12 protein-coding genes are annotated in these 12,852 nt (G+C 36.5%); 11 read left to right on the top strand and 1 reads right to left on the bottom strand.

The genetic code is table 11. The features are described 5' to 3' along the window. The first annotated feature begins 3 nt into the window (after nucleotides 1-3). A complete protein-coding gene (gene recN / locus AC4BD1_RS08540; protein WP_206911042.1) occupies nucleotides 4-1,689 on the top strand; it encodes a DNA repair protein RecN in 1,686 nt (561 codons plus the stop codon). Between the two features lie 46 nt (nucleotides 1,690-1,735). Here recN and AC4BD1_RS08535 read toward each other — a convergent pair whose 3' ends face one another. Continuing rightward, complete coding sequence (locus AC4BD1_RS08535) at nucleotides 1,736-1,852, bottom strand: DUF4044 domain-containing protein (RefSeq protein ID WP_067480532.1); 117 nt, start codon at nucleotides 1,850-1,852, stop codon at nucleotides 1,736-1,738. A gap of 345 nt (nucleotides 1,853-2,197) precedes the next feature. Here AC4BD1_RS08535 and AC4BD1_RS08530 point away from each other — a divergent pair, with 345 nt between their 5' ends. The 10 genes from AC4BD1_RS08530 to ftsA all read left to right on the top strand — a co-directional run bounded on the left by AC4BD1_RS08530 (nucleotide 2,198) and on the right by ftsA (nucleotide 12,842). Next, nucleotides 2,198-2,566, top strand: a complete 369-nt coding sequence (locus tag AC4BD1_RS08530) for a DUF3397 domain-containing protein (protein WP_206900049.1) — start codon at nucleotides 2,198-2,200, stop codon at nucleotides 2,564-2,566. A gap of 166 nt (nucleotides 2,567-2,732) precedes the next feature. Next, the gene (gene mraZ / locus AC4BD1_RS08525) at nucleotides 2,733-3,164 is read left to right on the top strand and encodes a division/cell wall cluster transcriptional repressor MraZ (protein WP_206910434.1); all 432 of its coding nucleotides are present in this window, start codon (nucleotides 2,733-2,735) and stop codon (nucleotides 3,162-3,164) included. A gap of 19 nt (nucleotides 3,165-3,183) precedes the next feature. Next, entirely contained in the window at nucleotides 3,184-4,146 is a 963-nt protein-coding gene (rsmH, locus tag AC4BD1_RS08520; protein ID WP_490485483.1) for a 16S rRNA (cytosine(1402)-N(4))-methyltransferase RsmH, read from the top strand. A 4-nt stretch (nucleotides 4,147-4,150) separates the two neighbouring features. Next, entirely contained in the window at nucleotides 4,151-4,543 is a 393-nt protein-coding gene (gene ftsL, locus AC4BD1_RS08515) for a cell division protein FtsL (RefSeq protein ID WP_206910433.1), read from the top strand. Next, entirely contained in the window at nucleotides 4,544-6,739 is a 2,196-nt protein-coding gene (locus tag AC4BD1_RS08510; RefSeq protein WP_490485482.1) for a penicillin-binding transpeptidase domain-containing protein, read from the top strand. 25 nt (nucleotides 6,740-6,764) lie between these two features. Then, entirely contained in the window at nucleotides 6,765-7,727 is a 963-nt protein-coding gene (gene mraY, locus AC4BD1_RS08505; RefSeq protein ID WP_206910429.1) for a phospho-N-acetylmuramoyl-pentapeptide-transferase, read from the top strand. 13 nt (nucleotides 7,728-7,740) lie between these two features. Next, nucleotides 7,741-9,102, top strand: coding sequence for a UDP-N-acetylmuramoyl-L-alanine--D-glutamate ligase (gene murD, locus AC4BD1_RS08500; protein ID WP_490485481.1), 1,362 nt, complete (start codon nucleotides 7,741-7,743; stop codon nucleotides 9,100-9,102). A 20-nt stretch (nucleotides 9,103-9,122) separates the two neighbouring features. After that, nucleotides 9,123-10,214, top strand: a complete 1,092-nt coding sequence (gene murG / locus AC4BD1_RS08495; RefSeq protein WP_206910424.1) for an undecaprenyldiphospho-muramoylpentapeptide beta-N-acetylglucosaminyltransferase — start codon at nucleotides 9,123-9,125, stop codon at nucleotides 10,212-10,214. Nucleotides 10,215-10,229: 15 nt separating this feature from the next. Further along, entirely contained in the window at nucleotides 10,230-11,369 is a 1,140-nt protein-coding gene (locus tag AC4BD1_RS08490) for a cell division protein FtsQ/DivIB (protein WP_490485480.1), read from the top strand. A 150-nt stretch (nucleotides 11,370-11,519) separates the two neighbouring features. After that, a complete protein-coding gene (ftsA, locus tag AC4BD1_RS08485; protein ID WP_206910420.1) occupies nucleotides 11,520-12,842 on the top strand; it encodes a cell division protein FtsA in 1,323 nt (440 codons plus the stop codon). The last annotated feature ends 10 nt before the right edge of the window (nucleotides 12,843-12,852 follow it).

The following is a 12,852-nucleotide window of genomic DNA, read 5'->3' as shown; positions in this document are numbered from 1 at the left end:
GCTGTGTTACAAGAAATTAGTATTACCAACTTTGCAATTATTCCGGAGTTGCAATTGTCTTTTCACGAAGGGATGACGGCACTGACTGGTGAAACGGGAGCTGGAAAATCAATCATTATTGATGCTTTAGGATTACTAGCAGGTGGTCGTGGTTCAAGTGATTATATTCGTCAGGGCGCAGACAAGTGTATTCTTGAAGGACTGTTCGAGTTACCTAAACAGCCAGGTTTTTCTGATCTAATGGAAGAGTTAGGAATTGAATCAGATGAGGATAACTTAATTGTTCGACGAGATATGGCATTGACAGGAAAAAATATTTGTCGTGTCAATGGACACATTGTGACTTTGGCGAATTTGCGACGAATTGGTGCTTTTTTAGTTGATATTCAAGGACAAAATGAACATCAAGAATTGTTGCAACCTGAATCACATCTAATCTTACTGGATCAGTTTGGTGATGCAGCTTTCCAACAAAAGAAAAAATTATATCAAAAATTATATCGAAATTATCGAACGTTAGAAGCAAAAGTTCGTAAAGTTCAACAAAATGAGAAGTCTTTTGTTCAACGGATGGACATGCTTCACTTTCAGCAAGAAGAGATTGCAGCAGCTAAACTTCAATTAGGTGAAGAAGAGCGATTGGTTGAAGAGCGTGACAAATTAAGTAATTATCAGAAAATCGTAGATAGCTTGAACGCTGGATATAGTGCGCTAGATAATGGTGAGCAAAGTAGCGTTGACGGTATTGGACGAGCGGTTTCAGAAATGCAGGGGATTGCGCATTTAGATCCAGAGTATGAAGCGATTTTTGATAATATTCAAAATGCTTACTATCTGTTACAAGATGCAGTAGGAGATATGAGTCGCCAAATTGATCATTTGGAACTTGATGACAATCGTTTGGAAGAGGTAAATCAACGATTAGAAGTAATCCGTCAATTGAAACGAAAATATGGCGAGTCGATTGAAGCTATCTTGTCTTACTATGAGGAAATTACCAAAGAGTTAGGTGACTCTGATTTTTCTGAGGGTCAGTTAGAGAAAATGAAAAAAGAACTCGAAGAAAAGACAACAGAACTTCATCAGCAAGCGATGATTCTGCGTGAGCAACGACAAAAAATTGCTAAAGAACTTGAGGCGTCAATTTTACAAGAACTAAAAGGGTTGTACATGGAAAACACAGAATTTGAAGTTCGTTTTACACAAGAAGAAACAATTTTTGACCAAAATGGATTTGATCAAGTTGAATTTTACATAACGACAAATCCTGGTGAACCATTAAAACCTTTAGTAAAAGTTGCTTCTGGAGGAGAATTATCGCGAATGCTATTAGCGTTAAAAACGATTTTTTCTTCGGAACAAGGTGTGACAAGTATTATTTTTGACGAAGTGGATACTGGCGTCAGTGGTCGAGTTGCGCAAGCAATTGCAGATAAAATTGCCCAAATATCAAAGTACTCTCAAGTTTTGTGTATCACACATCTTCCACAAGTTGCCGCAGTTGCGGATTACCAATACTACATTGTGAAAGATGTTATTGCGGGTCGAACACAAACTTCAGTTTCAGAGCTTGCTGAACCACAAAGGATTGAAGAAATTGCTCGGATGTTAGCTGGAAGTGAAATTACGCCATTAACGATTGAGCATGCGAAAGAGTTATTGAAAATGGCAAAAAAAAATCACAATTAAAAAAGCGTTGGCTATCTCTTAGAAATAAGAGATAGCCAACGCTTTTTTATAGTACGCTCATGACAGCGGTTAGTACGACTGAACCAACAGTTAAAATTAACATTGTCCAAATGACTACTTTTGTTACTTTAGAAAAAGTACTTGTTTGCTTTTTATTATTCATCGCGTTCATCCTTAAGTTAGATTCATTAGCAATAGTGTACAACCTTTTATGTTTTTGTTCAAGTTACGAAGTAAATTTCTTCATATTAAAAATAAAATATTTAAGAATGTCTTTTTTAAAACGGTGGTTCAGACTGAAAAATTATGATAAGCTCTTTTTTAGATGTTGTTTAATGACCGCTGTCAAATGATTAGCTAGTTGTCTAAAAACAATCTGACTGTAATAAACAAGAAACAAAAGTGGTCATCTAAAAATGATAATCACAATAAATTAAATAAAATGAAATAGTTGTGTAAAGTATTTGCAGTATACTTAGAGCAATTAGAAAGAAGGAGTTTTCATCACATGGGTACTTTTACGCCAATAGTCTTATTTTGGTATATCTTTCCGGCAATCGTTTTATTTGGTTGCCAATTTTTAGTGCGAATCTTTGCATTAAATCGCCGCTTTAATTTAAAAGCTCCTGATTTGGCTATCCCATTCCTATGGGGAGGAATGCATGAACTTTCAAGAAATATGGGAACCATTTCGGTTTTACCCTTTTTTATTATTTCTGTATTACTTTTAGGAATTTGTATTGCAGTTTTTCAGGCATACTATTATGAAGAAATTGTTTATTCTCGTTATCTGAAAATGACGTGGCGGTTAACTTTTTTATTAACGATCATTTTGTATTTAGTGCTCATTGTGTTTAACATTGTGAGTTATTTATAACGTCAAAAAAGCTGTGAAGAGTCTTTTAAAAGATTTTTCACAGCTTGATTTTTTAAAAAATAGTTAATGTAAAAAAAGTTCGTCTCAGATTTTCCAGAAAAGGTGGTAGAAAGTGGGGGATTGTGGTAGACTAATTTTAGTTAGTGGAGGAATGGGGGTAGTTTCAATGTTTATGGGCGAATATCGGCATAATATTGATACAAAAGGTCGTCTGATCGTGCCTTCAAAACTTCGTGACGAGCTTGGTGAAAAGTTCGTACTAACTCGTGGTTTAGATGGCTGTCTTTTTGGCTATCCATTGAGCGAGTGGGAAAACTTAGAAGATAAGCTTAGCGAAATGCCGTTGACCAAAAAAGATGCACGTACTTTTGTGCGGTTTTTTTACTCGGCTGCCACTGAATGCGAACTTGATAAACAAGGTCGTATCAACATTCCCAGCACTTTGAGAAGTCATGCAAGTTTAGAAAAGGAATGCGTAGTGATTGGTGTTTCAAATCGAATCGAAATTTGGGACGAAACACGTTGGCAAACATTTTCTGATGAAGCTGAAAGTAACTTCGATGAGATTGCTGAAAATATGATTGATTTTGGACTATAGAATAGGAAGAGGCTGACCAATGACTGAGACATTTCAACACTATACAGTCATGTTGAAGGAAACCGTAGATGGTTTGAATGTTAAACCAAACGGAATTTATGTAGACTGTACTTTAGGCGGTGCCGGACATAGTGAATATTTACTAAGCCAATTGAACACCGATGGGCATCTTTATGCTTTTGATCAGGATCAAAAGGCAATTGATCATGCAAAACAACGGTTAGCGCCATATGTTGAAAAAGGAATGGTTACTTTTATCAAAGCCAATTTTAGAGAGTTAGAACTCCAGTTGGCTGAACGAGAAGTGACAGAAGTCGATGGAATCTTGTATGACTTAGGTGTTTCTTCACCTCAATTAGATGAGGCAGAACGTGGGTTTAGCTACCACCAAGATGCACCATTAGATATGCGGATGGATCAGTCAGCACCAATTTCTGCTTTTAATGTTATCAATGAATATTCTTATCAAGAACTGGTAAAAATTTTCTTTCGTTATGGTGAAGAAAAATTTTCGAAACAAATCGCTCGTGAAATCGAGCGAGTACGAAAAGAAAAACCAATCGAAACAACTGGTGAATTAGTTGAAATCATCAAACGTGTGATTCCAGCTCCTGCTAGAAGAAAAGGTGGCCATCCTGCAAAAAGAATTTTCCAAGCAGTACGAATTGCGGTAAATGATGAACTTGGAGCAGAGGAAACTTCTTTGGAACAAGCAATCAAACTATTGAAATTAGATGGTCGAATCAGTGCGATTACGTTCCATTCATTAGAAGATCGAATTGTTAAAAGCTTATTTAAGGAATACAGTACAGTGAAAGATCTACCACCGGGATTACCGGTTGTTCCTGATGAGTTTCAACCAGAACTAAAAGTAATCACCAGAAAGCCAATTCTTCCATCTGAAGAAGAATTAGCTGAAAATAATCGTTCACGTAGTGCAAAACTGCGAATTGCGGAAAAAATACGAGTGAAAGAGGAGTAGAACAATGGCAGAACTAAAGAGAGCACATGAATATCCATATGATTTCCCTGACATGGTGGATCAAGCTGAACAACTGCCAGATTCTAATCAAGAGATTGTTCTACCTCAATCACCAGCTAGACGGTTGAAACGAATCTCTAATTTGGAAAAATTAGTTATCAGTGGCCTGATTGTTGCGTTAATTTCTTTGTCTGTCTTAACAATTATGTTAAGAACTAATATTAGCGGTGCAGAGCAAGCTATTACTTCAATTCAAGCGGATATTACTGAAAAGAAAACAGAAAAAACAACTTTAGAACAAGAAAAGAATGAACTTTCGCGTACAGAACGCGTAAAACAAATCGCAGAAGAAAAAGGATTGTCCATTAATGATGACAATTTAAGGAAAGTGAAGTAAATGAGTCTTAAAAATAAATTTCGGCGGTTTATGGAAAAGAAAAATCAAAATCCGATGAACAATCGCAAAAAAGTAGGTATCATTTTATTTGCTACGAGTATTGGGTTGTTCTTTTTATTTGCCGTCCGTTTCTCGTACATTATAATAGGTGGTCATGTGGCTGGTACTTCGTTATCTGAAAAAACAGAACAACTTTACAGAGGTAGTGAAGTTGTGCAGGCGAAACGGGGCACAATTTATGACCGAAATGGTGTTGCAATTGCTGAAGATGCGACCTCTTATTCCATCAAAGCGATTCTTTCAAAAACATATACATCTGAAAATAAAAAACTTTATGCTCAAGAAAAAGATTTTAATAAAATCGCAACAATTTTAAGTGATAATTTATCAATTAAGAAAAGTGCGGCACTTAAAATTTTGAAAAATGGAGCAGATAATGAGCTATATCAAGTTGAATTTGGAAATTACGGACAGAATATCACTCAGGAAACAAAGCAGACGATTGAGGCACAAATGAAAGAGGCAGGGTTAGCTGGTCTTTACTTTGATGCTCACAAATCGCGTATGTATCCAAATGGTATCTTTTCTTCCCATTTTATCGGATTTGCAATTCCTAATAAAGAAGGCGATGGGTTAGTCGGTAGTTTGGGGCTAGAATCAGCTTATAATGACATTTTAACTGGGAAAGACGGGAAGATTGTTTATCAAAAAGATAAATATCAAAACCCTTTACCAGGAACTGTTGCTGATGAGGTTGCTTCTAAAGATGGGCAAGATATCTACACCACTTTAGATAGTAGATTACAAAGTTATTTAGAAACATTGATGGATCAAGTTAATCAAGAATACCAACCTGAAGAGCTGACTGCTGTTTTAATGGAAGCAAAAACTGGTGAAATCGTAGCAATGGGTCAACGTCCAACCTTTAACCCTGAAACAATGGAGGGATTGAAAGACGAAAATGCTGTTTGGCGTAATTTCTTAGTTCAAGATCGTTATGAGCCTGGTTCGACAATGAAAGTCTTTACCACTGCTGCGGCTATTGAGGAAGGCGAATATAACGAAAACGAAACATTTGTTTCTGGAAAAATCGATGTAGCAGATGCAACCATCAACGACCATGACTTTGGAGAAAAAGGTGTATTGACGATGCGTCAAGCTCTTTCTTGGTCAAGTAACGTTGGGATGGTTATTTTAGAACAAAGACTAGGTGGACGTTGGTATAACTATCTTCAAAAACTTGGCTTTGGTCAAAGTACTCACTCTGGATTAGATGATGAAAACGCAGGTACATTACCAACAGAAAATATTGTTGACCGTGCAATGAGTGCATATGGACAAGCAATTGGTGTAACTAACTTCCAAATGATGAAGGCATTTTCTTCAATTGCTAACAATGGAACGATGCTTCAACCTAGATTCATCAGTAAAATCGTTGATCCACAAACAGGAGAAGAGCGAACAACTCAAACAGAAGTATTAGGACAACCTTATTCAAAAGAAACAACAGAAAAAGTACGTGAATATATGCGTGATGTTGTTGAAAGTGAAAATTATGGAAGTGCCTATGGCGTTTATTCCGTACCAGGATATAATGTATCAGCAAAAACTGGTACAGCACAAATTGCCTCTGATTCTGGCGGTTATCAAGTAGGAGATACTTCTTATCTTTATTCAATCGTTGAAATGGTTCCTTCAGAAGATCCTGAATACGTTCTTTATTTAACAATGAAACATCCAAAAACTTACGATCGAATGGCCTTGGCAAAAATTGCTAACCCGTTGATGAAACGAGCAATGGACTTCAAAGAAACAGAAGGCGAGACTAAAGAAAAGACAGATCAGACAGAAAAAGTAGTGGTTGCTGATTACCGCAATTTAGATTCAGACGTTGCTGCAGCCGACGCACAAAAAAGTGGCTTACAGCCAGTAGTGATTGGTAATGGAAAGAAAGTTATCAAACAATCAACTTCCAACGGTGATAAACTCATTTTGGGAGAAAAATTGATTCTACAAACAGGTGGCGATGAGCTAATGCCCGATGTTACTGGTTGGTCAAAAGCTGATATCATGAAATTAGGCAAAATTCTTGGCATCGAAGTTACTTTTGATGGTGATGGCTATTGCACCAAGCAAAGTCTTGCACCGTATGAAAAAATTACAGATAAAAAATTACACTTTACTTTAAAAGAGTAAGAAAAGAAATAGGAGAGAAAAAAGCATGGAATGGACACAAGCATTAATCCCCATTGTGAGTAGCTGTGCAATGACAGTTGCAGTAATGCCATTGTTTATTGGTTACTTTCAAATGAAAAAACAAGGACAGGCGATTCGTGAAGAAGGACCTAAATGGCATAATATCAAGGCCGGGACTCCAACAATGGGTGGCTTAGTGTTCCTGATTGCAGCAATTTTAACTGGTATTTGGGTAGGAGCGTGGCAAAATCAGCTAACACCAATACTTTTTATATTGTTATTCGTTCTAGCGTTATATGGTGCGATTGGGTTTTTAGATGATTTTATTAAAGTTTTTAAAAAAAGAAATATGGGATTAAATTCCATACAAAAATTGATTGGTCAAATTATTGGTGGGGTAGCTTTTTATCTTGTTTATCGTTCAGAAGGGTATCCAGGTGTACTTAACTTTTTTGGATTAGAAATCAGTTTAGGGATTTTCTATGGTTTATTCGCGATTTTCTGGTTAGTTGGTTTTTCAAATGCAGTCAATTTAACAGATGGAATTGATGGTTTAGTTGCAGGATTAGGAACAATTTCTTTTGCAACATATGCTCTTATTGCTTGGCATCAAAATCAACTAGATGTTTTGATTATTTGCTTAAGTGTTGTTGGCGGTCTGATTGGTTTCTTTGCTTACAATCACAAACCTGCGAAAATTTTTATGGGGGATGTGGGTTCTTTAGCCTTAGGTGGTTTGTTAGCAGCAATCTCAATGATGCTAAATCAAGAATGGACGTTGTTATTAGTTGGCTTGATTTATGTTATGGAAACAGCAAGTGTAATGTTACAAGTAACTTCATTTAAGTTAACCGGGAAACGAATTTTCAAAATGTCACCAATTCATCACCACTTTGAAATGAGTGGTTGGTCCGAATGGAAAATTGATACTGTTTTTTGGTTAGTTAGTGTAGCAACTTCACTCATTACATTATGGCTTGTTTGGTAGGAGATGACAGAAAATGAAAAAAATCACAACATATGAAAATAAAAAAGTTCTAGTCTTAGGACTTGCAAAAAGCGGATTTAGTGCGGCCAAATTGTTACATGAATTGGGCGCACTTGTCACCGTTAATGACGGAAAACCTTTCGATGAAAATCCAGATGCACAAGATTTATTAGCTTTAGGAATTAAAGTGGTTACAGGAAGTCACCCAATTGAACTATTAGATGAAGATTTTTCTGTAATGGTAAAAAATCCTGGCATTCCATATAACCATCCATTGGTAGCGAAGGCACAAGAAATGGGTATTCCGGTAATTACGGAAGTTGAGTTAGCTTACGAGGTAGCGGAATGTCCAATTATTGGTATCACTGGAACGAATGGAAAAACAACAACAACAACAATGACAGGATTATTGTTAAATGCAGGAGAAAGTAAAGGAATGGCTCGCCTAGCTGGAAATATTGGCTATCCAGCAAGCAGTGTAGCCCAGGAAGCACAAGCAGACGATAAAATCGTTATGGAATTGTCAAGTTTCCAATTAATGGGCATTACAGATTTTCATCCTAATATAGCAGTTATTACAAATATTTATGAAGCTCATATCGACTATCATGGAACACGTGAAGAGTATGTAAAAGCAAAATGGGAAATTCAAAAAAATATGACAACGGAAGATTATCTAATTTTGAATTGGAACCAAGAAGAACTACGAATGTTGGCTCAAACAACTCAAGCACAGGTCCTTCCTTTTTCAACAACAGAAGTGCTAGAACAAGGTGCATATTGTGCAGATGGTATCATTTACTATAATCAAGAAAAAATTATGGATGCTTCAGATTTGGGTGTTCCTGGCGCACACAACATTGAAAATGCTTTGGCGGCAATTACGGTTGCTAGACTATATGATGTCTCGACAGAAGCAATTAAGCAAACACTACATTTGTTCCATGGTGTACCTCATCGTACCCAATATGTAGGAGAAATCCATGGAAGAAAATTTTATAATGATTCTAAAGCAACGAATATCTTAGCAACGGAAATGGCACTAAGTGGTTTTGTTCCAGAAAAAATGATTTTATTAGCTGGTGGATTGGATCGAGGCAATAGTTTTGATGAACTAGTTCCTTCTCTTAAAAATCTAAAAGCATTGATTGCGTTTGGTGAAACGAAAAATAAACTAGTTAAAGCTGGTCAAAAGGCTGGTATTCAAGTGATTGAAATAACAGAAAATGTTGAGACAGCTGTGCCACTTGCATTAGAGTTAAGCGCTGAAGGGGACGTTGTTTTGTTATCTCCAGCTAATGCAAGTTGGGATCAATATCCTAACTTCGAGATTCGTGGTGCACGCTTCATGGAAGCTGTCAATAAATTAAAATAGAAAAGAAACGAGCGATAAAAATGAAAATTTTGGTTACAGGCGGCGGAACAGGTGGTCATATCTATCCAGCATTAGCCTTTGTTAATTATGTGAAGTCTCAAGATCAAGATGCTGAGTTTATGTATGTCGGGGCAAATCGAGGATTAGAAAATAAAATTGTTCCAGAGACTGGTATTCCTTTTCATACTTTAGAAATTCAAGGATTCAAACGAAAATTGTCATTTGATAATGTTAAAACAATCCAACTCTTTTTGAAAAGTATTCGCCAAGCAAAAAAAATCTTGAAAGATTTTCAACCAGATGTGGTGATTGGAACAGGTGGATATGTTTCAGGTGCTGTTGTATATGCTGCGGCAAAGTTGAACATTCCAACAATCATTCATGAACAAAATAGCGTTCCAGGAATTACGAACAAATTTCTTAGTCGTTATGTCAATAAGATCGCTCTTTCTTTCCAAGATGCAGCACAGTTTTTTCCAGAAGAAAAATCAAGTTTGATTGGTAATCCCCGAGCACAAGAAGTTGCTGATACACCAAAATCGACTATTTTAGCTGATTTTGGATTAGCGACAGACAAAAAAACGGTTCTGATTTTTGGCGGAAGCCAAGGCGCTCTGAAGTTAAATGAAGCAGTAATGGATTTTCTACAAAATTTTGATGATGATAGTTATCAAGTACTATATGCTTCGGGTGATCGTTACTATGAACAAATAAAAAATCAAGTCGATGTTACCAAGCAAAACAATGTTAGTATCCAGCCATATATTCGACAAATGGCTGAAGTGATGGCAAATAGTGATTTACTTGTAGGAAGAGCTGGGGCAACTTCTATTGCTGAATTTACAGCACTAGGATTACCAGCAATATTGATTCCAAGCCCTTACGTTACCAATGACCATCAAACGAAGAATGCGCAAAGTTTAGTGAACGCAGGTGCCGCAAAAATGATTGCAGATAGTGAGTTAACAGGAGAATCTTTAGAAAAAGCAATCACTGCAATCATGAAAAATGAAACTGTGCAGCAACAAATGTCCAAAGCTTCAAAAGAACAAGGAATGCCTGATGCATCTGAGCGTTTATATGAACTAGTTCAAACTGTTATTAAAAAGTAAAAGGTGGTGGTCTTAGTGAGTAAAAAGAAAGAACCAAATGATTTACCGAAATCATCTGATAACCAGGATGAATTAACTCCGTGGCAAAAGGCCAACCAAAAATATTTAGCTGAACATCACAAAAAAGACAACGATCTTCGCAATCATTCAGATGATTCTGATGAGAATCAAGAAAAACAGTTAGAAGCTTCGTCCGACAAGGTTGAGGTGGATGAACTTCCAGCCTTTTTAAGAGAACCAGAAGAATCAAATAAACAGACAGGACCATATAACGGTTCCTTCTTAAATCGATTGCCTAATTTAAAAAACCAGCGTAACAAAGTTTTGACGCGTAGATTATCATTGATTATTACGATCTTAGGAATCCCATTGTTATTTTTGATTTATTATATTTCTCCGTATAGTAAGCTAGAAGCAGTCGCAGTAACCGGAAATGAGCTCATTCCTAGTGAGACGGTCATTACTGAATCAAAATTAAGGATTGGCGACAATTTGTGGACACAATATTGGGACAAGGATCGATACGTCAAAGAATTGAAAACCGAACAGCCTCGAGTGAAAACAGCAAAAATCAGTTTCCATTCGATTAATCAATTTGAATTAGCTATCACAGAATATAAAGATATTGCACTGATTGCTACGGAAAACAAATATTATCCAGTACTTGAGAATGGCATTGTTTTAGATCAAAAAGTGGATAATCCGACAAAAAATTTACCGATTCTTGAAGGATTTAAAAGTGATGCAAAAATCAAGGCATTGGTAAAGCAATATAATCAACTTTCTGCCGAACTACAAAAAGCTATTTCAGAGATCAAGTATGCACCTACAGAAAGTAATGAAAACTTACTTCAGATGAATATGAACGATGGTAATCAAGTACTTGTGAATATTACGAATCTAGCTAGCCAAATGAAATATTATCCACAAGTTGCCAAAGAAATGAAAGAAAATGGTGTGATTGATATGGAGGTTGGAATTTTTTCTTATCCATACTCAAATAGTGAAGAAGAGCAAGCAGAAACCTCTACTGATGAAAAAGGAACTCAAAATACTGATACATCAACAGAAATAGAGTCCGGAGAGTCAAGTGAGTCCAGCCAACAAGCTGATGAGTCAACACCATCTTCCAGCAGTTCAATCGAAAATCAATAAAACAACCTTAAAAAGTGATAATCTACTTTCTAAAAACTATAAATTTATGGTAGAATTGAAAGCAGTGAATATCTATAATATAGTATATTTAAAAACGAACGTTAGTTGTTCGCTTGTATATGGAATAGTAAGTAGGAGGGAATCCCATTCATGGCAAAAACAGGAATGTATGTAGGCCTTGATATTGGAACGACATCTGTTAAAGTTGTCGTGGCTGAATATATCGACAGCCAAATGAATATTATTGGAGTAGGAAACGCAAAATCAGAAGGGATTAACCGCGGCATCATCGTTGATATTGAAAAAACAGTTCAAGCGATTCAACGTGCAGTTCGACAAGCAGAAGAAAAAGCAGGCATTCAAATCAAGGGTGTCAGCGTAGGGTTACCTGCAAATATGCTTGAAGTCGAAAATTGCCAAGGAATGATTGCAGTAAATGGGGATTCAAAAGAAATCACCGATGAAGATGTCAGAAATGTGGCTTCAGCTGCCCTTGTTCGTTCAATTCCTCCTGAACGTCAGATCGTGTCAATTTTGCCACAAGACTTTACTGTAGATGGTTTTGAAGGGATTAGAGATCCTCGAGGAATGATCGGTGTGCGATTAGAAATGTTTGGTCTATTATTTACTGGACCAAAAACAATTGTTCATAATATCAGAAAATGTGTCGAAAAAGCAGGTCTAATTGTCAACGAACTAGTCATCACACCGTTAGCTTTAACGGAAACGATTCTTTCTGATGGGGAAAAAGATTTTGGAACGATTGTTATTGACATGGGTGGTGGCCAAACTACAACGGCTGTTATGCATGACAAACAATTGAAATTTACAAACACAGATCAAGAAGGTGGCGAATTTGCCACTAAAGATATCTCTATCGTTTTGAATACTTCCTTCAACAATGCAGAAGCATTAAAAATCAATTATGGTGATGCATATCCAGAAAGAACGTCAGAAAACGAAGAATTTCCTGTGGATGTAATTGGACAATCAGAACCTGTGAAAGTTGATGAACGTTATCTATCAGAAGTAATTTCAGCTCGTATGGAACAGATATTTAATAAAGCAAAAGATGCTTTGGATCAAATTGAAGCGTTGGAATTACCTGGTGGCATCATATTAACAGGTGGTGCGGCTAGCTTGCCAGGCGTGGTTGAACTAGCACAAGAAATTTTTGGTGTTAACGTAAAACTGTATGTTCCTAATCATATGGGACTAAGAAATCCAGTCTTTACAAACGTCATTAGTATTGTTGATTACTCAGCAAACTTAAGCGAGGTATATCAACTTGCTAAATCAGCAGTTACTGGCGAAACAGCTGTTCAGCATGTATCAGTTACTGAACATGAAGCACCTTCTTATGACTCTTATGAATCAGCTGAAGAAGTAACTTATGAAGAACCAGAAGAAAAAAAATCTGGTGAAAACGTAACAAGTAAAATCAAAGGTTTCTTTACAAATATTTTTGATTAATTCATCCTGG

Source organism: Enterococcus sp. DJ147D b (assembly GCF_058216655.1).
The sequence above is the reverse complement of the archived record's forward strand: the minus strand, read 5'-3'. Positions and strand labels throughout refer to the sequence as shown.